Below are 20,958 nucleotides of genomic sequence, written 5' to 3'. Positions count from 1 at the left end.
TCCGTCAATCTCCTATTTCAACTCTACTATCTATGTTATACTGCATAATTAGTGAGAACGGATATGGAAGTAGGAGGACAGTCATGACGAGATCACCGAATCCGACCATTACAGATAAACAGTCTAATGTCATCCCGTTTTTGCCGACAGGAAGCTTTTATTTCACTTACGGGATCCAAGCTTTTAAGAAGCGGCGGTTTGATACGGCTGTGAAATGGTTGAAAAAAGCAATTGAATTATCGCCAGATGAACCTCTTTACCCTTGCCAGCTCTCTGTAGTATATACGGAAGTTGGCTCTTATCATGCAGCAAATCAGCTGCTGAGTGAAGTGGTCATCACTTATGGCGAAGAATATGTAGACTGTTACTACTTAATGGCGAATAATTATGCCCATTTAGGGCTGCTGAATGACGCTAAAAAGTATGCCGAGAAATATATGGAACAAGCGAAAGACGGAGACTTTGAAGAAGCTGCCTCCCAGCTGCTGCAAATGTTGGATTCTCTTGAAGAAGAGGAGGCGGAGGAAGATTATGCTTTTGAAGATGAAGACGAATTATTGATTTACCAAGAGACGGCTTTTTATCATTTAGAGAATGAGGAGTGGGAAGAAGCGATTCCTGTTCTTCATGAAATGATGCAGTTATTTCCCGAATTCACGCTTGCTAAACATCAGTACGCCTATGCTTTATTCCAAAGTGGCAGCGAGGAAGAAGCGATTGAGCTTGAAAGTCAGTGGATCACTGAGGATACTAAAGATATTCATAGTCATGTGAATCTTGCTGCTTTCTATTTACTAAGTAAACAAGAGGAAAAGGCCTTTGCTCACATTGAACCACTGCGTAATGTATTTCCTCTTCATGAGCAGCAGAAGCTGGCCATTGCTGAGGTGCTGACCCGAGCTGGTTACTATCAAGAAGCCGTCGAACGTTTCAGCGGGTTGAAAAATAAATTAGTAATAGGGCGAAGAGGATACTATAAGTGGTTCAGTATTGCTTCATACCAAACAGGTAAGCCGTCTCAGGCGCTTCAGCTTTGGGAAAAAGGTTGTAAACAATTCCCTCACCTCAGTGAGGAAGGCGGTCCTTGGAATCACCAATAAGCACATTAATGGACGGTTTTTCGACAATTTATTATGATATAGACAGTAAAAGTTTGAGTGAAGCGAGGAGTTGATTTACATGACTGAAGACCGTATTTATGATGTCATCATTGCTGGCGCAGGGCCGGCAGGTATGACTGCAGCAGTATATACGTCACGCGCTAATCTGGATACGTTGATGATTGAACGAGGTATTCCAGGCGGACAAATGGCTAATACAGAAGATGTTGAAAACTATCCAGGGTTCGAGAGTATTTTAGGCCCCGATTTATCTAATAAAATGTTTGAGCATGCTAAAAAATTTGGTGCTGAATATGCATACGGGGATATTAAAGAAGTCATCGACGGAAAAGAGTATAAAACCGTTGTCGCAGGAAAAAAAGAATATAAAGCTCGCAGCGTAATTATTACTACAGGTGCCCAGTATAAAGAACTTGGAGTACCCGGAGAGAAAGAATTAGGCGGACGCGGCGTATCTTACTGTGCTGTTTGTGACGGAGCGTTCTTCCGTGATAAAGAATTAGTGGTTGTAGGCGGTGGTGACTCCGCTGTCGAAGAAGGTGTTTACCTCACACGCTTTGCTAGTAAGGTTACGATTGTGCACCGTCGTGATGAACTTCGCGCTCAAAAGATTCTTCAGGACAGAGCATTCGATAATGAAAAGATCGATTTCATTTGGAATACTGAAGTTAAAACAATCAATGAAAAAGAGGGCAAAGTAGGAAGTGTCACTCTTCATAACAATAAAACGAATCAAGAATATGAATTTGATACAGATGGATCTTTCATATACATTGGAATGAATCCACTAAGCGTTCCGTTTGAAAGCTTAGGAGTAACCAATGAGCAAGGATATATCGAAACAGATGAACGCATGGAAACAAAAGTGCCAGGTGTGTTTGCAGCGGGAGATATCCGAGAAAAAGAACTGCGTCAAATAGTTACAGCTACAGGAGATGGAAGCATTGCCGCTCAATCAGCTCAGCATTATATTGAAAACCTGTTAGAAGAGCTGAAAGTTGTCAACTAAAAAGTAACGTTTTTTTAACTATCCTGTAACACTTACGCAACATTTGTGGGGTACAATTATAATGATTAATTGACCCCCTTTTAATAGATAGATCTCTATTATGCACAGGTGTTTATGACCTGTGCACTTTTTTTGTGCATGAATATAGTGGGGACATAACATTGTGGCGGATTGCGTATTCATTGTATAATGGTAAAAGATGTCCTCGAGATAGAAAAATGAGGTGAAAGTCATGCAGCGGGTAGCAAACTGTATTTTAAGAGTAGATAATAAAATTTTAATGTTAAAAAAACCGAGAAGAGGATGGTATGTTGTTCCTGGCGGAAAAATGGAAGCCGGGGAGAATATTAAAGACTCAGTGATACGGGAATTCAAAGAAGAAACGGGATTGGATATACAAAGTCCAGAACTTATGGGTTCTTTTACATTCATAATGAAAGAGGATCAGCAGACTGTTCAAGAGTGGATGATGTTTACGTTCCAATCTTCCACCTATAAGGGTGAGCTTCTTGAAACTAGTGAAGAAGGCGAGCTGGAATGGGTGCAGGTTGAAGATGTTCTTAATAAACCGATGGCTGAAGGCGACCGACATATTTTTAAACATATATTAAACAGTGAAGACCAAATTTATGGCACTTTCGTGTACACAACCGATTTCAAATTGATTGACCAGGATATGGATCCATCTCGACCTAAGTAAACGAGGGGGCGGTTTTAAATGACGGAGAAAGATCAAAGTACACAATTAGTGATAATTACAGGTATGTCAGGTGCAGGTAAAACAGTAGCTATTCAAAGTTTTGAGGATTTGGGGTATTTTTGTGTGGATAACCTTCCACCGGCACTGCTTCCTAAATTCTTAGAGTTGATGAAGGATTCAACAAATGATATCAGTAATGTAGCGTTGGTGATGGACTTGCGGGGAAGAGAATTTTTTGACGCCCTGTTCGATGCTCTGGACCAAGTGAGCGAAGTGGATTGGCTTGATGCTCACATCTTGTTTTTAGATGCTGATGACCATGCTTTAGTTGCTCGCTATAAAGAAACAAGAAGATCTCATCCGCTCGCACAGGATGGCCTTCCACTTGAAGGGATTCAGCAGGAGCGAAAGCTGTTGGATGAATTAAGGGGACGTGCACAAACCATTATTCATACTACAAGTTTAAAGCCCAGAGAGTTGCGCGATCGCATTCTCGAACAGTATAAAGCGAGAGAGCAGCATGTGTTCTCAGTCCAGATGGTTTCATTCGGTTTTAAATATGGGGTTCCAATTGACGCGGATTTAGTATTTGATGTGCGCTTTTTGCCTAATCCGCATTATGTTGAACAAATGCGCCCATTAACCGGACTTAACGCTGAAGTGTCTTCTTATGTGTTCAAATGGTCGGATACTCAGAAGTTCTTGGAAAAGCTCAAAGACTTATTACAATTCATGCTTCCTCAATATAGACGCGAAGGTAAAAGTCAGCTTGTCATCGCCATCGGCTGTACCGGAGGCCAGCATCGATCAGTCGCTTTAGCTGAACACCTTGCGAATTATTTCTCAACGGACTATACTTCGCACGTTACTCATCGAGATATTGAAAAAAGAAAGGGACTGTAATCGATGAATCCTTCGACGAAGCCTCGCGTAGTCGTTATAGGGGGAGGTACGGGAATGCCGGTATTGCTAAGAGGCCTCAAGTATTTCCCTATCGACCTATCTGCTATCGTAACTGTAGCTGATGACGGAGGAAGTTCTGGCAGACTTCGAAATGAATTGGCCATACCAGCTCCTGGGGATATCCGTAATGTATTGGCAGCCTTGTCGGATGCAGAACCGATGCTGCTTGATTTGTTTCAACATCGTTTTTCAAATGGGAATGGTCTTTCTGGTCATTCGATGGGTAATTTATTATTGGCAGCTATGACCTCGATGACGGGTGATTTTTATAATGGAATCAAAGAAATTTCCAGAGTTCTCAACGTCCGAGGGAAAATCTACCCGACGGCCAATCATTCCATGAACCTTCATGCGGAAATGGATGATGGCACGATCGTTACTGGCGAATCGAATATTCCGAAACAAAATAAAAAGATTAAGCGTGTTTTTGTCAGCCCACTCCCTATCCAGCCTCTCCCTGAGGCTATGAGTGCAATTATGGAAGCGGATCTTGTCGTCATAGCTCCTGGCAGTTTATACACAAGCATTATGCCGAACATAATAGTTCCGGAAATACGGGAAGCTATGCAAAAAACAAAGGCTAAAGTTACGTATGTATGTAACGTTATGACCCAGTACGGTGAGACATCGGGTTATTCAGCAGGAGATCACGTGCAGGCACTGCATGATCATGTTGGGAGAGGGACGATTCAATCGATAATCGTTCATAATCGGCCTATCGCTCCAAAAGTAAAAAGGATGTATGCTGAGGAGAATGCTGAGCCTGTCGTTTATGATATAGATCGAATAAGGTCTATGGGGCTGGAAGTTATAGAGGAAGATATTCTAGATCGTAACAAGTCCACGATTCGACATGACACGAATAAGTTGGCTCATTTGTTATATTCCATGATTTAATAAGTGTTAGGGGGTGTACTCATGTCTTTTGCTTCAGAGATAAAAAAAGAATTAACTAATGTAGAAGCGGATGAATGTTGTAATGAATCTGAATTGGCAGCACTAGTTCGAATGAATGGGACGTTTTCACTCTCCAATCAAAAGTATTTGCTGGATGTACAAACAGAGAACGCAGCGATAGCGAGGCGTATATATACTCTTATGAAAAAGCTGTATCCCTACCCGGTAGAACTACTCGTTCGTAAAAAAATGCGCTTGAAGAAAAACAACGTATATATCGTCAGGATGAAAGAAAATGCTGAAAAAGTGCTGGAAGACTTAGAAATTTTAAAAGGACCCTTAAGCATCAACCCTAACATTCCCGATAAATACTTACAGACTACGTGCTGTAAACGCGCTTACTTAAGAGGTGCATTCCTTGCAGGAGGTTCTGTTAATAATCCAGAGACTTCTTCTTATCATTTGGAAATCTATTCTTCTGATCAGAATCACAATGAATCATTATGTGAGCTTATGAACAGTTTCGGACTTCACGCTCGAACGCTTGAACGGAAAAAAGGGTATATTACTTATTTGAAAGAGGCTGAAAAAATCACCGAACTCATAAGTAATATAGGAGCCCACCAAGCATTGTTTAAATTCGAGGATGTCCGGATAGTTAGAGATATGAGGAATTCAGTGAACCGGTTAGTGAATTGTGAAACAGCTAATCTGAACAAGACCATCGGAGCGGCATTCAGACAAGTGGAAAATATAAAGTTCATTAAAAGAACAGTAGGTCTTGAGGCGTTACCAGAAAAACTGCACGAAATTGCCAGGCTGCGCTATGAAAATCAGGAAGTTTCTTTGAAAGAATTAGGCGAACTAGTCTCAGGTGCACCAATCAGTAAATCAGGAATTAATCATAGATTAAGGAAAATAGATGAATTTGCTGATAAAGTGAGGCGCGGTGAGATTCAAGAAAACAGTCAAAAATAATGTCATGCTGCGTGATTCGTGGTATAATTATTTAAATAAGTTAAAATAAGAACGCACTCATAATAAAGAGGCGTTCTTTATTTTAAAAGATTGAATGCGCTTTCTAAGTTTTAATGTAAATGTTAGGAAGGAGAATGATAGATGAAAGAACAAACCATCACGATTGATTTAGACACAGGGCTTCAAGCCAGACCGGCTGCTCAGTTCGTCCAGCTTGCTAACCGTTTTTCTTCAGATGTTTTTATAGAAAAAGGTAGTAAGAGAATCAATGCAAAAAGTATCATGGGATTAATGAGTCTTGCAGTAGGACAAGGAGAAGAAATTAAGCTGATTGCAGATGGATCTGATGAAGATAAAGTCATTAATGAGCTGAGTGATTTTGTTAAGCAGCCTTAAACCTTTTCATGTGAAGCTATGAGCAGAAGGGATTAAATGGAGAATGTTTAATCCTACATATCTGAATTTAACATGAAAAAACCCGCTGCCAATGGCAAGCGGGTTTCAAAATGTTTTAATTAGGTTTTTTTTCCATAACTTTATCAATCAGTCCATATTCAACGGCTTCTTCAGCAGACATGAAATTATCACGATCTGTGTCACGTTCGATCACTTCGATCGGCTGGCCTGTTCTCTCAGCAAGGATTTGGTTCAATTTCTCACGCATTTTGATGATTCGTTTAGCATGAATTTCAATGTCAGTAGCTTGTCCCTGTGTACCGCCTAAAGGCTGGTGAATCATCACTTCACTGTTAGGTAATGCGAATCTTTTACCTTTAGTACCTGCGTTTAATAGGAACGCTCCCATTGATGCAGCCATACCTGTACAAATGGTTTGAACGTCAGGCTTAATGAATTGAATCGTATCGTAAATAGCCATTCCAGCGGTAATGGAACCACCTGGTGAGTTGATATAGATTGAAATATCCTTGTCGGGGTCATCTGCCGCTAAGAACAGCAGCTGGGCGACAACTGAGTTAGAAATGTTATCGTCAATCGGGCTTCCTAACATAATGATACGGTCTTTGAGCAGGCGTGAATAAATATCGTAAGCACGCTCTCCCCTGTTCGTTTGTTCAATTACTGTTGGGATTAAATTCATTGTTATTCCTCCTTATTATCATACCTATATGATGGAATGTATTTTTATCATACCTTTATGGTCAGAAAAGGTCAAACAAAAACATTCGACTAGTTTCTTATACCATCTTTCCCTAAAAAAAGTTGTATAAACGTGGGCTCAGCCTTATTTTTATAAAAGTTGCCTTGCTTTTATACATTAAAAAAAGTATAATAGATTTTACGTTTTCATATGCGCCCGTAGCTCAGTTGGATAGAGCGGTAGATTCCGGTTCTACGTCAGTCGGAGGTTCGAATCCTCTCGGGCGCGCTAATTTTACAAGAGGTCCTGATCGTTTATACGATCAGGATTTTTTTAATATACCGTGCAAGGTATATCGGAATAATAAAGTCACCTATAAAAAGAATAAAAAAACCACATGAAGTACGATATTACTCGGAGTTTGGAGACATAATATTTATTATAATGATGTAGTTTTGTTTGAGGTTACTTTATGTTATAATAATTTAAGTAGTCGAAACTGCTGTTCGCTTTTACACGAAAAGGAGATTTTATGACAGATATTCTTCGATACAAGATTATGTCTACTGAAAGAATTGCAGATGATCGTAGAATACATGTGTTCGACATGCTTAATCAACGCAATTTATCGTTCAATTATGAATCGATAAAACGCTCTCCCCAGAGAAAAGGCGGAGAAGAAGAACTTTCTGAGTTTCTTGACACAAAAAAATACAAAATTGATCATGGATACTATGATAAAGAGGGACGCGTTTCTTAACGCGTCCCTTTTTATATTTTCATAAATGCTATGTTAAACGTGGCCGTTGATTGTTCATAAAAGTTATTCAACAATATGGTAGGGTTAGGGATGAATTGATTCTAGTAATTGGTATCCGTTGCCAGGCTGAGAGTCAGGGGTGGTGGGGACCAGGAGATACTGCCAGCTAATCAGGACAATCAAGCTGAACAGCATGCCGCGGAAAGCGAGCGATTTCCCGGAGCTCTAAACGCTGAACGGAAACAGTATGAACACCTCGAAACTGAGTCTTCTACATAAGGGAGTTTATATAAAAATATTTACACTAAATAGAATCTTGATAAAAGTAAAATTCAATGCTTTCGTTTTATTTTCGAGAACAAATCACACCAATCGAAAATAATAAGGAGCAATAAACCCTTATTTATATTCATGGACGCATAAATAAAAGAAAACCCGGGAGTGGTAATCATTGAATAAAATTATAATTTACAGGAAAGATAACTGTGGTTTATGTGAAGAGGTCGAAGTGCTGGTCGATCTTTTGAAAATGGATTCCGAGATCGAGTTTGAGAAAGTCGACATAATGGGTAATATACTGTTAGAGCGAAAATATCTTTTGGAAATCCCTGTCCTAGTAGTTAATGGATATGAACTGGATTACCGCAGGATTAATCTGGATTCCATAAGAGAGCGTTTACATTAAGTTCTTATGAATTTATAACTTGCGCGCGCTTTTTCTCACTGTTAATATAATAGGTGAAAAGGATAATTTTTTGCTCCTAGTGGGACAAATTATGACTACCTGGGACAATTCCATCCCGGCAAATGTATTTTGTAATATTAAAGGAGCTATTCCATGAGAGCTTTAATCGATCTTCAAAAAAAATTATTCCCTGATGTACTGGACATCATGCAGCGCCGTTATCAATTATTGCACTATATCCAATTGATGCAGCCTGTTGGCCGAAGGACTTTATCTGACAATGTCGAGCTTGCTGAGCGTACCGTCCGCAGCGAAGTGGACTATCTGAATAAGATGGGTGCTGTTGAGATAACCTCAAGAGGTATGCATTTAACCTACGAGGGTCAGAACATTTTAGAACAGTTAGCCGACTTCATTAAAGATGTTACAGGCATTAAGGTTTTAGAAGAGCGATTAAAGGATACATTAAAATTACACCATGTTATCGTTGTCCCAGGGGACAGCGACGAGCTCGATTGGGTCAAGCATGAAATGGGAAAAGCCTGCATGGAATATTTGCAAAAACATTTGAAGCCCCATAATACAGTGGCGATTACGGGGGGGACAACAATGGCAGCTGTAGCTGACATGATGACCCCTCTAAAAGATGCAGAGAAATGTATGTTTGTCCCTGCACGCGGCGGCTTAGGCGAGCGCGTGGAGAACCAGGCGAACACAATTTGTGCTGAAATGGCCAAGAAAGCCAGGGGTGATTACCGACTGCTTTATGTACCGGATCCGCTGAGTGAAAGTTCCTATCATACCATCATTGAGGAACCTTCTATCAAAGAGATTTTGAATATGATCCGGAATGCGAACATCGTTATCCATGGCGTGGGCGATGCAATGACGATGGCTGAGCGAAGAAAGACCTCGAGTGATCAGCTCGAAATTATTAAGCAGAAAAAGGCTGTTGGCGAAGCGTTCGGCTACTATTTCAATCAGCAAGGTGAAATCGTCCATAAAGTGAGGACAGTAGGATTGCAGCTCGAAGACTTGAAATATACCGATAAAGTTATCGCTGTAGCTGGCGGTCATACGAAGGCACAAGCGATTGCCTCTTATTTTCAGCCAGGTCAAAGTAATGTTTTGATCACTGATGAAGGGGCAGCACAAGAGTTATTAAGGGATTCGTCCCTTTAAATAAATATTGTTTATAATTCAAGGAGGAATTTTGAATGACTGTAAAAGTTGGTATTAACGGTTTTGGACGTATTGGACGTAACGTATTCCGTGCTTCTCTTAAAAATGATGAGGTAGAAGTAGTTGCAGTTAACGATTTAACTGATGCTAACATGCTTGCACACTTACTGCAGTATGATACTGTTCACGGAAAGCTTGATGAAGAAGTAACTGTAAATGGTGACAATCTTGTAATCGGCGGTAAGGAAATCAAAGTACTTTCCGAAAAAGACCCTGCACAACTTGGCTGGGGAGATCTTGGCGTAGAAGTTGTTATTGAGTCTACTGGCCGTTTCACTCAAGGTGAAGATGCTAGAAAACACATCGAAGCAGGCGCTAAGAAAGTTGTTATCTCCGCTCCAGCTAAAGGTGAAGACTTCACAGTAGTTATGGGTGTTAACGAAAGTGATTACAACAAAGACGAGCATGATGTTATCTCTAACGCTTCATGTACAACAAACTGCCTGGCACCATACGCTAAAGTTCTTAACGACAAGTTCGGTCTTAAGCGTGGAATGATGACTACAGTTCACTCTTATACGAACGACCAGCAAATCCTTGACCTCCCGCACAAAGACTACCGTCGTGCACGTGCGGCAGCTGAAAACATCATTCCAACAACAACTGGCGCTGCACAAGCAGTTGCTAAAGTTCTTCCTCAACTTGAAGGAAAACTTACTGGTATGGCTATGCGTGTACCAACTAAGAACGTATCTCTAGTTGACTTTGTTGCAGAACTTGATCAAGACGTTACAGCTGAAGAAGTAAACGAAGTTCTTAAAGCTGAAGCTGAAGGTAACCTTAAGGGTATCCTTGGTTACAGCGATGAGCCGCTAGTTTCTTCTGACTACAACGGCAACACTCAATCTTCAGTTATCGATGGTCTTTCTACACTTACACTTGATAACAATATGGTTAAAGTCGTATCTTGGTATGACAACGAATTCGGTTACTCTAACCGTTGCGTAGACCTTGCTGCTTTCCTTAAGAAACAAGGCCTATAATATCCATTTAATTTTAGGTTCATAATAAGATAGAGTATAATGGAAAGGAGGGGGTCTCATGTCCTCCTCCTTTACCCATGTCTTAAGAGATTTTCCTTGTTCATATGGTTTCTACGGCATCTAAATGTGGAAGGTACATAGTGGGCAGGGGTGAGATGTAATCCTGACTAAAATGAAGGAGGTTGTCGAATCATGAATAAGAAAACAATTCGTGATGTTGAGGTACAAGGAAAAACCGTATTTTGCCGCGTTGATTTCAACGTGCCAATGAGCGGAGAAGAGGTAACAGATGATACTAGAATAAAAGCTGCACTACCAACCATCAAACATTTGACTGGGAACGGTGCAAAGGTTATTCTTTCTAGCCACCTCGGACGACCTAAAGGTGAAGTTGTCAACGAATTGCGCCTTGACCCAGTAGCTGAACGTTTAAGTAATCTTCTTGAGCAGACAGTTACGAAGACGGACGAAGTACATGGCCAGGAAGTGAATAAAGCTATTTCTGAAATGGAAAATGGCGATATTCTCCTTATCGAAAATGTACGTTTCCACCCTGGAGAAGAAAAAAACGATCCGGAACTAGCTAAAGCATTTGCTGATATGGCAGATCTTTATGTAAATGATGCCTTTGGTGCCGCTCATAGAGCTCATGCATCTACAGCTGGTATTGCTGAGCATATTCCAGCAGTCGCTGGTTTTCTAATGGAAAAAGAACTTGACGTTCTTGGGAAAGCTTTAACTGAACCGGAACGCCCGTTCACGGCTATTGTCGGCGGTGCTAAAGTTAAAGACAAGATCGGTGTCATTGATAATCTTCTTGATAAAGTGGATCATCTTATTATTGGCGGCGGCCTGGCTTATACTTTCGTTAAAGCTCAAGGACACGAAATCGGAAAGTCACTGCTTGAGGAAGATAAAATTGACCTCGCCAAGGAATATATGAAAAAAGCAGAGGAAAAAGGCGTGGACTTCGTCATGCCTGTAGATGTCATTGTAGCTGATGACTTCTCTGATTCTGCAAATACGCAGGAAGTTTCAATAGATAGTATTCCTGCTGATTGGGAAGCACTGGATATTGGACCGAAAACTCGTGAAAAGTATGCTCAAATCATAAAAGATTCCAAGCTTGTAATTTGGAATGGACCTATGGGAGTCTTCGAATTAGAAACATTCGCTAATGGAACAAAAGATGTAGCTAGAGCTCTGGCTGATACAAAAGGTTATACAGTTATCGGAGGCGGCGATTCTGCGGCAGCTGTCGAGAAATTCGGATTTGCCGATGATATGGATCACGTTTCAACAGGCGGCGGTGCATCTCTGGAATTCATGGAAGGTAAAGAACTTCCAGGCGTGAGTTTACTAAACGATAAATAATTTGGAGAGGTGATGATACCATGCGAAAACAAGTAATTGCAGGTAACTGGAAAATGAACAAAGTTCATACAGAAGCAGAAGATTTCATCCAGACAACGAAGAACGAAGTACCATCTTCGGATCAAGTAGAATCTGTAGTTTGTGCACCTTTTCCTTTCCTACAGAAGTTAGTAGAAGAGACAAAGGGGACTTCTCTTAAAATCGGTGCACAGAATATGCACTTTGAAGAGAGCGGAGCCTTCACAGGAGAAGTAAGCCCGGTCATGCTGAAAGAGCTTGGGGTCTCCTATGTTGTACTTGGACACTCAGAACGTCGTGAGATTTTCAAAGAAACAGACGAAGAAGTAAACAAAAAAGTTCATGCTGCATTTAAACATGGGTTGACTCCTATTGTTTGTGTAGGTGAATCTTTAGAACAGCGTGAAGCGGACAAAACAATGGATCACGTGGAAGCGCAAGTTAAGAACGCACTTGAAGGCTTAAATGATGAGCAGGCTGCTCAGGTCATTATCGCTTATGAGCCTATTTGGGCGATTGGTACAGGACGCACAGCTACTTCTGAGCAAGCAAATGAAGTGTGTACACACATTCGTCGTGTCATCATCGACTTTTACGGTTCTGAAGTTGCTGAAGCCGTTCGTATTCAATACGGCGGCAGTGTGAAACCTGCTAATGCTGACGAACTTCTGTCTCAATCCGATATCGATGGAGCACTTGTAGGCGGAGCAAGCTTAGAAGCAGATTCTTTCCTTAAACTCGTGGAGGCAGGTAAGCATGAGTAAAAAAGATTTGGCAGCTTTGATTATCCTGGATGGCTATGCGATCCGGGAAGAAGAAAAAGGCAACGCCGTTAAACAAGCGAACACTCCTAATTTTGATAAGTACTGGAACCAGTTTCCTCATTCTCAACTGCAGGCTTGTGGAGAAGCAGTTGGACTGCCGGAAGGTCAAATGGGTAATTCCGAAGTAGGCCACTTGAATATTGGAGCTGGACGTGTAGTTTATCAGAGCTTAACACGAATTAACTTATCAATCCGTGAGAAAGAATTCATGGAAAATGAAGAGTTAGTGAATGCTGTGCAGCACGCTAAAGACAACGACAAAGCTTTTCATATCTTTGGGCTTTTATCTGACGGAGGCATTCACAGTCATATCGAGCATATGTACGCCCTGCTTCAATTAGCAGCGGACCATGGCCTTGAAAAAGTCTATGTGCATGCTTTCCTTGACGGACGGGATGTCGGTCAGCAATCAGCTAAACAATATATCCAGCAGGCTCAAGATAAGATGGATGAGATTGGGGTCGGTCAATTTGCAACAATTGGCGGCCGTTACTACGCTATGGATAGGGATAACCGCTGGGAGCGTGTGAAAAAATCGTATGATGCTATCGCTTATGGCAAGGGTCCTACATCTAACGATCCAATTCAATCAGTACAAAACTCTTATGATCAAGAAATTTTCGATGAGTTTGTCGAGCCATTCGTCTTAACTGATGAAAGTGGCAACCCTGTAGGAAACATGGAAGACGAAGATACAATCGTTTTCTATAACTTTAGACCAGATCGAGCCATTCAATTGTCCCGTTCTTTTGCTAACGATGATTTCGATGACTTTGATCGGGGGGAAAATGCTCCGAAAGATTTATATGTTGTTGGAATGACACAATACAGTGATGCGGTTGACGCTAAAGTAGCATTCCCTCCTAATGACTTGAAAAATACAGTCGGAGAAGTGCTGGCTAATAACGGATTGAAACAATTGCGAATTGCTGAAACTGAAAAGTATCCTCACGTCACTTTCTTCATGAGCGGCGGCCGTGAGCAGGAATTTGATGGGGAAGAGCGCATCCTTATCGATTCTCCTAAAGTTGCCACTTATGATCTGCAGCCGGAAATGAGCGCATATGAAGTGACTGATGCTTTATTACAAGAACTTGATGCGGATAAGCATAACGCCATTATCCTGAACTTCGCTAATCCGGATATGGTAGGTCATTCAGGTATGCTTGAGCCTACTATCAAAGCAATTGAGACGGTTGACGAATGCTTAGGAAAGATCGTTGATAAGATTCACGAAAAGGGTGGACATGCTATCATTACGGCTGACCATGGTAATTCTGACGAGGTGACGACCCCGGAAGGAAACGCTATGACGGCCCACACAACGAATCCAGTCCCAGTTATTGTAACGAAAGATGGAGTTGAACTTCGTAAAGATGGGGTGCTTGGAGATCTATCTCCGACTCTTTTACAACTACTAGAAGTAGAACAACCAGAAGAAATGACAGGTCATTCATTAATTAAAAAATAGAGGAGAGATTATTAATGCCTTATATTACTGATGTATATGCACGTGAAGTCCTTGACTCCCGTGGTAACCCAACCGTAGAGGTAGAAGTTTACACTGAATCAGGGGCGTTCGGTACAGCCCTAGTTCCAAGTGGAGCATCTACTGGAGAGTACGAAGCTGTAGAACTTCGTGATGGAGACCAAGATCGTTATCTTGGCAAAGGTGTACAGAATGCAGTTGATAACGTAAATGAAAAAATTGCTCCAAACCTATTAGGAATGGACGTTACTCAGCAAGTTATCATTGACCAAATGATGATTGAACTTGATGGTACTGAAAATAAAGGAACGCTTGGAGCTAATGCTATTCTAGGTGTATCTATGGCTGTAGCTCATGCTGCTGCAGATGTTTTAGATCTACCTCTTTATAAGTACTTGGGAGGATTTACTGCTGCCACTCTACCGACTCCAATGATGAACATCCTTAACGGCGGAGAGCACGCTGATAACAACGTAGATATCCAAGAATTCATGATCATGCCTGTTGGCGCGCCAACGTTTAAAGAGGCTGTGCGCATGGGTGCTGAAATTTTCCACTCGCTGAAAAAAGTTCTTAAATCTAAAGGCTACAATACAGGTGTTGGTGACGAAGGTGGATTTGCACCTAACTTAGGATCAAATGAAGAAGCACTATCTACAATCATTGAAGCTATTGAAGAAGCTGGCTACAAGCCTGATGAAGAAGTTAGACTCGCTATGGACGTAGCATCTTCTGAAATTTACGAAGATGGTAAGTACAACCTTAAAGGCGAAGGCGTAGTACGTACTTCCGAAGAAATGGTTGATTGGTACGAAGAGCTCGTTAATAAGTATCCGATTGTTTCTATTGAAGATGGACTTGATGAGAACGACTGGGAAGGTACTAAACTTCTGACAGATCGCATTGGAGACCGCGTCCAGCTTGTAGGTGATGATCTATTCGTTACAAATACGAATAAACTGAGCCGTGCTATCAAAGAAGGCGTAGGAAACTCTATCCTTATTAAAGTTAACCAAATTGGTACCCTTACAGAAACATTTGAAGCTATTGAAATGGCTAAGCGTGCAGGATACACCGCGGTTATTTCTCACCGTTCTGGTGAAACTGAAGACGCGACTATTGCTGATATCGCAGTTGCTACAAATGCTGGTCAAATTAAGACTGGTGCACCATCCCGTACGGATCGCGTAGCTAAATACAATCAGCTTCTTCGTATAGAAGACCAGCTATTAGGTACAGCGACTTATGCTGGAAACCAGGCTTTCTATAACTTGAATAAATAAGAATTAAAAGCAAAATCAAAAATCTCCTTCGTACTTTCGAGGGAGGTTTTTTTTTTCGTTTTCTAGTATGATAGAAAAAGAGATTATTGAAATTAGTAGGAGACTTTAGACTATGAAGAAACTAATAAAATATATTGTCATCTTATTTATCATATATGTAGCTTATACAGGGTATTCGATCTGGACCTATGGTGCAAACAACGAAGACGCAGATGCTGATGCAGCTATCATTTTAGGTGCTGCACAGTGGAATGGAACACCCAGTCCGGTTTTTGAAGGTCGTTTAAAACAAGGCATAGAATTATATAAAAAAGGTCAAGTCGATTTTTTAATTGTAACCGGAGGTACTATAGATTCGGCTGAAGACTCAGAGGGAGAAGTAGGTAAAAGTTATGCGATGGAACAAGGAGTGCCAGAAAAAGACATCATAGTGGAAGATAAGTCTCTGGAAACCGAAGAGAATTTATATAATGCTAACACTTTAATCGAAAACCGGGACATTAAATCCTTTCTTTTAGTTAGTGATGCTTTTCATTTAAAACGCGCTGTGTCTATTGCCAATGAAAGAGGGATGGATGCGGAAGGGGTAGCCACCGAGTATTCTGCTTATGAGTCGTTAGAAACTAAGCTGCCATTTTTCTTTGAAGAATGGGCATATTATGTAGGGAACCAAATTTTAAAAGTATTCCGTTAAATAGCTGAGGTGTGCATGTTGGATATAATTGAAGCGATTAAGGAGCGGCGCTCCATTCATGAATTCTCTCCAAAAAGAATAGAAGAAAATATCCTGCAGGAAATTTTCAATATAGCGAGCTGGGCTCCTAATCATCGGATGAAGCAGCCGTGGCAGGTGCTTCTTTTCCAGGAATCGGGAAGTGATGATTACGCAAGTCTTGTAATTGAAAGCTATGTGAGAAATGGTCTGACAGAAGGCTATTCAGTAGATAAAACGAAAAGAATGATGGAGGGGATCAAAAAATTTTTGGTAGATATTCCTCACCATGCGCTTATTTATATGGAAGAAGATATCGATGAACATAAGTACGAAGAAGATTATGCTGCAGTCTGTGCTTTCATCCAAAATGTCCAGCTTGCTGCCTGGGCATACAAAATAGGCGTACTTTGGACTTCTAGCCCTTATATCCACGACAAGAAATTTATTAAGGATATTGGATTAAATAGTGATCAACATAAAATTGTCGGGGTACTGCAAATGGGCTATCCTAAAAAAATACCCCGGGCTAAAAATAGGGACACAGTATCCATCACTATAAAAAAAGATTCATTCATTAAAAGAAACTGACTCTCTTATTTTTGAGAGTCAGTTTCTTTTGGTGGAGTTTCATTGTCCGGTGATTGGTCATCCGGATGAGGGTCAACCGTATGCTCATAAGCGTAGCCCTTGGAGATAGCTGCCCAGAAGGCTCCTGCAATGCCTAAGACGATAGCAATACATATGATCATCACAATAGTTAATGTCATGAAGTCACTTCTTTCTTAAAGCATTTAAAGAAGGGAGGAACCAGTGGCTCTCCCTTCTAGTTATAAAGATAGTGTGTCACGAATAGGTGGAATTATTTAAGTTTGGTTCGTTTTTTCTTTGACGAACGCTACTACTTCTTCAGAAGTACCCAAGGAAAGGATCTCATCTTTAAAGCCAGCCAATTCTTGTTTAGATAGTTCTTTTAATTGTGTACGAGCTGGCAGGATTGAAGTAGCACTCATACTGAATTCGTCCAATCCAAGGCCGAGAAGAATCGGTATAGCGATTTCGTCGCCCGCCATTTCTCCGCACATCCCAGCCCATTTGCCTTCAGCATGAGCTGCTTCGATAACATTATTGATTAAACCTAAAATGGCAGGGTTGTATGGTTGATATAAATAAGAAACCCGTTCATTCATTCGGTCGGCAGCCATTGTGTACTGGATTAAATCATTCGTACCAATACTGAAGAAATCAACTTCTTTAGCGAACTGACGAGCAATGACAGCAGTTGCCGGGATCTCAACCATCATGCCAACTTCGAATTTTTCAGCGACTTCGTGTCCCTCTTCGATCAACTTCTGTTTTTCTTCTTCAAGCAATGCTTTTGCCTGACGGAATTCATCAAGAGTAGCAATCATAGGGAACATGATTTTTAAGTTGCCGTGTACACTTGCGCGTAGAAGAGCACGGAGCTGAACACGGAAAATATCATCACGTTCTAGACAAAGACGTATCGCGCGGTAGCCCAGAAATGGGTTCATTTCTTTTGGAAGGTCTAAATAGTCAAGCTCTTTATCTCCTCCGATATCAAGTGTACGGACGACAACAGGCTTGTCTCCCATTTGCTTTAATACAGAAGAGTATGCATCAAACTGTTCTTCTTCTGTAGGAAGTTGATTTTTACCCATATAGAGAAATTCTGTACGATAAAGGCCTACACCTTCCCCGCCATTGTTAAGCACTCCAGCCACATCTTCAGGCGTTCCTATGTTGGCCGCTAGCTCTACGTGTTCACCATCGGCAGTTTTTGTAGGATCATCTTTGAGCTTAGCCCATTCTTTTTTCTTCTCTTCAAAATCAGCTTGTTTCTGCTCATATCGGCTGATTTCTTCAGCTGATGGATCTACAATCACGTCTCCGTTAATACCGTCTACAATGATCATGACGTCTTTCTCTGCACGGCTGGTAATATCCTTAGTTCCAACTACCGCCGGAATTTCAAGAGAGCGGGCCATAATCGCCGAGTGAGAAGTTCGGCCACCGATGTCCGTAGTGAAACCTTTGACATACTGCTTATTAAGTTGAGCTGTATCTGATGGAGTTAAATCATCCGCAACGATGACAACTTCTTCATTAATCAATGCAGGGTCGGGGAACGTAACGTTCAATAAATGAGCCATAACCCTTTTTGTAACGTCCTGTATGTCCGCAGCACGCTCGCGCATATATTCATTATCCATGCCTTTAAACATGTCGATGAACATGTTAGCTGTCTCGTCTAGAGCAGCTTCTGCATTAACGTTATCCGCTTTGATTTTATCCTCGATCGGTTTGATAAGTTCTGGATCACTTAGGACGAGCAGGTGAGCTGAGAATATTTCGGCATGCTCATCACCCAGTGAATTTTTAGTATGAGCTTTGATTTTTTCCAGTTCATTCTTAGAAATATCCAATGCATCATGCAGTCTTTTGACTTCTTGTTCCGGTTGGTCTACATCTGTCTTGCTGTAAGAAAGGTCTGGAGCCTCCAGACGGTATACTTTAGCGATCGCTATACCACTGGAAGCTGCAATTCCTTGAAGTTGTGTCATGAAGTTATTCCCCCAGCCCTTCATTCTTTAAAGTCGTTGCAAGGTGATCGATTGCTTCTTGTTCGTCACTGCCTTCAGCAGTAATCTTTACATCCGCTCCTGAAGGAATCCCAAGGCTCATGATTCCCATGATGGATTTAAGGTTCACTGATTTCTCTTTGTAGTGCAGGTTGATGTCTGACTCATATTTTCCTGCATTTTGTACAAGCACAGTTGCCGGACGAGCATGTACGCCGTCTGAAGATGTGATGTGAAAAGTTTTTTCTACCATTCTAATTCCTCCTCATAATAATAGGTCTCTAAAAAAGAATACCCTAACTCTCTTATTTTAAGCTTTTCTTAGGTCCTTTTTCAAGAATCCTACCATAAATGCTGCAACTATTGAACCAATTAAAATAGCGAGAATGTACAGAGCAGCTTGTGTAATCCCACCTTGAACGAGACCAATGACTACAATACCACCGTGTGGAGCAGTTAAACCAATGCTGAAGAGCATAGTCAAAGCGCCGGTTATGGCTGAGCCCACAACCATGGATGGTATAACTCTGGCAGGATCGGCTGCTGCAAACGGAATGGCGCCTTCCGTAATGAAGAACGCTCCTAATGCATAAGCAGTTTTTCCTGATTCGCGTTCTTGTTTTGTATATTTATTTTTGAAGATTGTAGTTGATAGTGCCATAGCTAATGGGGGAACCATACCACCTGCCATTGCTGCAGCGATAATATTAAAGTTATCGGCATCCAGTGTTGCAATACCAAACGTATAGGCAGCTTTGTTGATCGGACCACCCATATCGACAGCCATCATGCCGCCTATAATTATTCCAAGAACAGCTACGTTGGCTCCTGTAAGTCCTTCTAACCAACTAAGCAGACCAGTGTAAATGCTTGTCAATGGAGGATTGATCAACAGCATGATCATTCCTGTACCAAATATGGCAAGTACGGGATAGAAAAGTACCGTCTTTAATCCATCTAAAAACTGAGGTAAGCCTTCCAACAATTTTTTAATACCTAACGTTAGATAACCTGCTAAGAAACCAGCAATAAGTCCTCCAAGGAAACCTGAACCTCCATCAGCACCTTCGACTCCTGAAGTGGTAGCGATCAAACCGCCAATCATACCAGGAGCAAAGCCAGGGCGATCTGCAATACTAGAAGCAATGAAACCGGCTAGTACAGGAACAAGAAGGAAGAAAGCATTGCCGCCCCCGATCGTGTTAAGCATCTCCGCGAAACGGTTATATTGTTCACTATCTGGATCTGCAGAGTTAATTCCGAAGAAGAACGATAATGCTATGAGAATACCGCCCCCAACAACAAACGGAAGCATGTTGGAAACACCATTCATCAAATGTTTATAAATACCACCGCGTTTTTTACCGCCGCCATCTTCTGAATCTGAACTTCCGCCTTCATGGCTGTAAATTGGAGCATCTTTATTTTGAGCTTTAGTAATCAATTGTTTAGGTTCGTGAATCGCTTTTGCGACAGGAACTTCAATTACTGGTTTACCATCAAATACGCTCATATCTACTTTCGTATCTGCGGCTACAATGATGGCAGAAGCTTGTGCAATGTCGTCAGCGGTCAAACGGTTCTTTACTCCGCTTGAGCCATTTGTCTGCACTTTGATTTCAACGCCCATTTCTTTTGCTGTTTCTTTCAATTTATCCGCGGCCATATACGTATGGGCGATCCCTGTTGGGCAAGCAGTTACAGCAAGTACTTTACCTTCAGATGTAGAAGAATCTTCAACTTCATCCTCATTTTCCTCTGCTTCTTTCGCGTTGATCGCTTCTATAACATCATCTTCTGTTTTAGCTGTCTCTAATTTTTCGCGAAAATTCTTATCCATTAAAAAGGATGAGAGGCTGGACAGTGTTTCTAAGTGAGCTTGGTTGGCTCCTTCTGATGCAGCAATCATAAAGAAGAGGTTCGTAGGCTGCCCATCTAATGATTCATAATCCAGGCCTTCCTGTGAGCGGCCAAACGCGATCGCTGGTTCTTTTACAGAAGCCGTTTTTGCGTGAGGGATAGCGATTCCTTCTCCGATCCCTGTTGTACTTTGCTGTTCGCGTTCTTCAATGGCCTGTTTATATCCGTCCCGGTCATTCAGCTTACCGGCTTGATCCAGCTTTCCAATCAGTTCATCTATGGCTTCTGGCTTGGAAGAAGCTGTCATGTTAAGCAAAATGGTATCTTTCGTCAACAAATCTGTAATTCTCATTGTATC

At 41.4% G+C, this 20,958-nt stretch carries 22 protein-coding genes and 1 tRNA gene; 18 read left to right on the top strand and 5 right to left on the bottom strand.

Annotated elements, in window-relative coordinates; genetic code table 11:
* The first annotated feature begins 83 nt into the window (after window positions 1-83).
* From LF817_RS08425 to LF817_RS08395, 7 genes are all read left to right on the top strand, one after another.
* Complete coding sequence (locus tag LF817_RS08425) at window positions 84-1,100, top strand: tetratricopeptide repeat protein (RefSeq protein WP_253935355.1); 1,017 nt, start codon at window positions 84-86, stop codon at window positions 1,098-1,100.
* A 79-nt stretch (window positions 1,101-1,179) separates the two neighbouring features.
* Window positions 1,180-2,130, top strand: a complete 951-nt coding sequence (trxB, locus tag LF817_RS08420; protein ID WP_253935354.1) for a thioredoxin-disulfide reductase — start codon at window positions 1,180-1,182, stop codon at window positions 2,128-2,130.
* Window positions 2,131-2,362: 232 nt separating this feature from the next.
* Entirely contained in the window at window positions 2,363-2,830 is a 468-nt protein-coding gene (locus LF817_RS08415) for an 8-oxo-dGTP diphosphatase (RefSeq protein WP_253935353.1), read from the top strand.
* Window positions 2,831-2,848: 18 nt separating this feature from the next.
* A complete protein-coding gene (gene rapZ / locus LF817_RS08410; RefSeq protein WP_253935352.1) occupies window positions 2,849-3,733 on the top strand; it encodes an RNase adapter RapZ in 885 nt (294 codons plus the stop codon).
* Between the two features lie 3 nt (window positions 3,734-3,736).
* Window positions 3,737-4,690, top strand: a complete 954-nt coding sequence (locus tag LF817_RS08405) for a gluconeogenesis factor YvcK family protein (protein WP_253935351.1) — start codon at window positions 3,737-3,739, stop codon at window positions 4,688-4,690.
* Between the two features lie 21 nt (window positions 4,691-4,711).
* A complete protein-coding gene (gene whiA, locus LF817_RS08400) occupies window positions 4,712-5,668 on the top strand; it encodes a DNA-binding protein WhiA (protein ID WP_253935350.1) in 957 nt (318 codons plus the stop codon).
* A 141-nt stretch (window positions 5,669-5,809) separates the two neighbouring features.
* Window positions 5,810-6,064 carry an HPr family phosphocarrier protein gene (locus LF817_RS08395; RefSeq protein ID WP_253935349.1) on the top strand — a complete coding sequence of 85 codons (255 nt, stop codon included), beginning with the start codon at window positions 5,810-5,812 and terminating at the stop codon, window positions 6,062-6,064.
* 115 nt (window positions 6,065-6,179) lie between these two features.
* Here LF817_RS08395 and clpP read toward each other — a convergent pair whose 3' ends face one another.
* Entirely contained in the window at window positions 6,180-6,767 is a 588-nt protein-coding gene (gene clpP / locus LF817_RS08390; protein ID WP_253935348.1) for an ATP-dependent Clp endopeptidase proteolytic subunit ClpP, read from the bottom strand.
* Window positions 6,768-6,979: 212 nt separating this feature from the next.
* On the opposite strand from clpP, the gene LF817_RS08385 reads away from it, so the two are divergent.
* From LF817_RS08385 to LF817_RS08335, 11 genes are all read left to right on the top strand, one after another.
* Window positions 6,980-7,055: transfer RNA gene (locus tag LF817_RS08385), tRNA-Arg, on the top strand.
* A gap of 244 nt (window positions 7,056-7,299) precedes the next feature.
* On the top strand, window positions 7,300-7,527 hold the full coding sequence (locus tag LF817_RS08380) for a hypothetical protein (protein ID WP_253935347.1): 228 nt from the start codon (window positions 7,300-7,302) through the stop codon (window positions 7,525-7,527).
* A 451-nt stretch (window positions 7,528-7,978) separates the two neighbouring features.
* Window positions 7,979-8,212, top strand: a complete 234-nt coding sequence (locus LF817_RS08375) for a glutaredoxin family protein (protein ID WP_253935346.1) — start codon at window positions 7,979-7,981, stop codon at window positions 8,210-8,212.
* 153 nt (window positions 8,213-8,365) lie between these two features.
* Window positions 8,366-9,394 carry a sugar-binding transcriptional regulator gene (locus tag LF817_RS08370; RefSeq protein WP_253935345.1) on the top strand — a complete coding sequence of 343 codons (1,029 nt, stop codon included), beginning with the start codon at window positions 8,366-8,368 and terminating at the stop codon, window positions 9,392-9,394.
* A gap of 35 nt (window positions 9,395-9,429) precedes the next feature.
* Window positions 9,430-10,437: a type I glyceraldehyde-3-phosphate dehydrogenase gene (gene gap / locus LF817_RS08365; protein WP_253935344.1), complete on the top strand. Its 1,008-nt coding sequence runs from the start codon at window positions 9,430-9,432 to the stop codon at window positions 10,435-10,437.
* Between the two features lie 192 nt (window positions 10,438-10,629).
* Window positions 10,630-11,811 (top strand): phosphoglycerate kinase, encoded by a 1,182-nt coding sequence (locus LF817_RS08360; RefSeq protein WP_253935343.1) that lies wholly within the window; start codon window positions 10,630-10,632, stop codon window positions 11,809-11,811.
* A 20-nt stretch (window positions 11,812-11,831) separates the two neighbouring features.
* Window positions 11,832-12,593 (top strand): triose-phosphate isomerase, encoded by a 762-nt coding sequence (tpiA, locus tag LF817_RS08355; protein WP_253935342.1) that lies wholly within the window; start codon window positions 11,832-11,834, stop codon window positions 12,591-12,593.
* Complete coding sequence (gene gpmI / locus LF817_RS08350) at window positions 12,586-14,124, top strand: 2,3-bisphosphoglycerate-independent phosphoglycerate mutase (protein WP_253935341.1); 1,539 nt, start codon at window positions 12,586-12,588, stop codon at window positions 14,122-14,124. Before tpiA ends, gpmI begins: the two co-directional genes overlap by 8 nt.
* 14 nt (window positions 14,125-14,138) lie before the next feature.
* Complete coding sequence (gene eno, locus LF817_RS08345) at window positions 14,139-15,425, top strand: phosphopyruvate hydratase (RefSeq protein ID WP_253935340.1); 1,287 nt, start codon at window positions 14,139-14,141, stop codon at window positions 15,423-15,425.
* Between the two features lie 112 nt (window positions 15,426-15,537).
* Window positions 15,538-16,119 (top strand): YdcF family protein, encoded by a 582-nt coding sequence (locus LF817_RS08340; RefSeq protein WP_253935339.1) that lies wholly within the window; start codon window positions 15,538-15,540, stop codon window positions 16,117-16,119.
* Between the two features lie 15 nt (window positions 16,120-16,134).
* A complete protein-coding gene (locus LF817_RS08335) occupies window positions 16,135-16,728 on the top strand; it encodes a nitroreductase family protein (RefSeq protein WP_253935338.1) in 594 nt (197 codons plus the stop codon).
* Between the two features lie 5 nt (window positions 16,729-16,733).
* Here the strand turns inward: LF817_RS08335 and ytzI are convergent, their stop codons facing one another.
* From ytzI to LF817_RS08315, 4 genes are all read right to left on the bottom strand, one after another.
* Window positions 16,734-16,907, bottom strand: a complete 174-nt coding sequence (gene ytzI / locus LF817_RS08330) for a YtzI protein (RefSeq protein ID WP_253935337.1) — start codon at window positions 16,905-16,907, stop codon at window positions 16,734-16,736.
* A 96-nt stretch (window positions 16,908-17,003) separates the two neighbouring features.
* Entirely contained in the window at window positions 17,004-18,722 is a 1,719-nt protein-coding gene (ptsP, locus tag LF817_RS08325) for a phosphoenolpyruvate--protein phosphotransferase (RefSeq protein ID WP_253935336.1), read from the bottom strand.
* A 4-nt stretch (window positions 18,723-18,726) separates the two neighbouring features.
* A complete protein-coding gene (locus LF817_RS08320) occupies window positions 18,727-18,993 on the bottom strand; it encodes a phosphocarrier protein HPr (protein ID WP_253935335.1) in 267 nt (88 codons plus the stop codon).
* 57 nt (window positions 18,994-19,050) lie between these two features.
* On the bottom strand, window positions 19,051-20,952 hold the full coding sequence (locus LF817_RS08315) for a PTS fructose transporter subunit IIABC (protein ID WP_253935334.1): 1,902 nt from the start codon (window positions 20,950-20,952) through the stop codon (window positions 19,051-19,053).
* Window positions 20,953-20,958 lie beyond the last annotated feature (6 nt).

Origin of the sequence: Halobacillus sp. A1 (genome assembly GCF_024189295.1) — a bacterium.
Taxonomy (GTDB): Bacteria; Bacillota; Bacilli; order Bacillales; family Halobacillaceae; genus Halobacillus_A.
The sequence above is the reverse complement of the archived record's forward strand: the minus strand, read 5'-3'. Positions and strand labels throughout refer to the sequence as shown.

Excerpts from the sequence above, each read along its gene's own strand:
- LF817_RS08425 (WP_253935355.1), top strand. The coding sequence starts at position 84 with ATGACGAGATCACCGAATCCGACCATTACAGATAAACAGTCTAATGTC.
- trxB (WP_253935354.1), top strand. The coding sequence starts at position 1,180 with ATGACTGAAGACCGTATTTATGATGTCATCATTGCTGGCGCAGGGCCG.
- LF817_RS08415 (WP_253935353.1), top strand. The coding sequence starts at position 2,363 with ATGCAGCGGGTAGCAAACTGTATTTTAAGAGTAGATAATAAAATTTTA.
- rapZ (WP_253935352.1), top strand. The coding sequence starts at position 2,849 with ATGACGGAGAAAGATCAAAGTACACAATTAGTGATAATTACAGGTATG.
- LF817_RS08405 (WP_253935351.1), top strand. The coding sequence starts at position 3,737 with ATGAATCCTTCGACGAAGCCTCGCGTAGTCGTTATAGGGGGAGGTACG.
- whiA (WP_253935350.1), top strand. The coding sequence starts at position 4,712 with ATGTCTTTTGCTTCAGAGATAAAAAAAGAATTAACTAATGTAGAAGCG.
- LF817_RS08395 (WP_253935349.1), top strand. The coding sequence starts at position 5,810 with ATGAAAGAACAAACCATCACGATTGATTTAGACACAGGGCTTCAAGCC.
- clpP (WP_253935348.1), bottom strand. The coding sequence starts at position 6,767 with ATGAATTTAATCCCAACAGTAATTGAACAAACGAACAGGGGAGAGCGT.
- LF817_RS08380 (WP_253935347.1), top strand. The coding sequence starts at position 7,300 with ATGACAGATATTCTTCGATACAAGATTATGTCTACTGAAAGAATTGCA.
- LF817_RS08370 (WP_253935345.1), top strand. The coding sequence starts at position 8,366 with ATGAGAGCTTTAATCGATCTTCAAAAAAAATTATTCCCTGATGTACTG.
- gap (WP_253935344.1), top strand. The coding sequence starts at position 9,430 with ATGACTGTAAAAGTTGGTATTAACGGTTTTGGACGTATTGGACGTAAC.
- LF817_RS08360 (WP_253935343.1), top strand. The coding sequence starts at position 10,630 with ATGAATAAGAAAACAATTCGTGATGTTGAGGTACAAGGAAAAACCGTA.
- tpiA (WP_253935342.1), top strand. The coding sequence starts at position 11,832 with ATGCGAAAACAAGTAATTGCAGGTAACTGGAAAATGAACAAAGTTCAT.
- gpmI (WP_253935341.1), top strand. The coding sequence starts at position 12,586 with ATGAGTAAAAAAGATTTGGCAGCTTTGATTATCCTGGATGGCTATGCG.
- eno (WP_253935340.1), top strand. The coding sequence starts at position 14,139 with ATGCCTTATATTACTGATGTATATGCACGTGAAGTCCTTGACTCCCGT.
- LF817_RS08340 (WP_253935339.1), top strand. The coding sequence starts at position 15,538 with ATGAAGAAACTAATAAAATATATTGTCATCTTATTTATCATATATGTA.
- LF817_RS08335 (WP_253935338.1), top strand. The coding sequence starts at position 16,135 with ATGTTGGATATAATTGAAGCGATTAAGGAGCGGCGCTCCATTCATGAA.
- ytzI (WP_253935337.1), bottom strand. The coding sequence starts at position 16,907 with ATGACATTAACTATTGTGATGATCATATGTATTGCTATCGTCTTAGGC.
- ptsP (WP_253935336.1), bottom strand. The coding sequence starts at position 18,722 with ATGACACAACTTCAAGGAATTGCAGCTTCCAGTGGTATAGCGATCGCT.
- LF817_RS08320 (WP_253935335.1), bottom strand. The coding sequence starts at position 18,993 with ATGGTAGAAAAAACTTTTCACATCACATCTTCAGACGGCGTACATGCT.
- LF817_RS08315 (WP_253935334.1), bottom strand. The coding sequence starts at position 20,952 with ATGAGAATTACAGATTTGTTGACGAAAGATACCATTTTGCTTAACATG.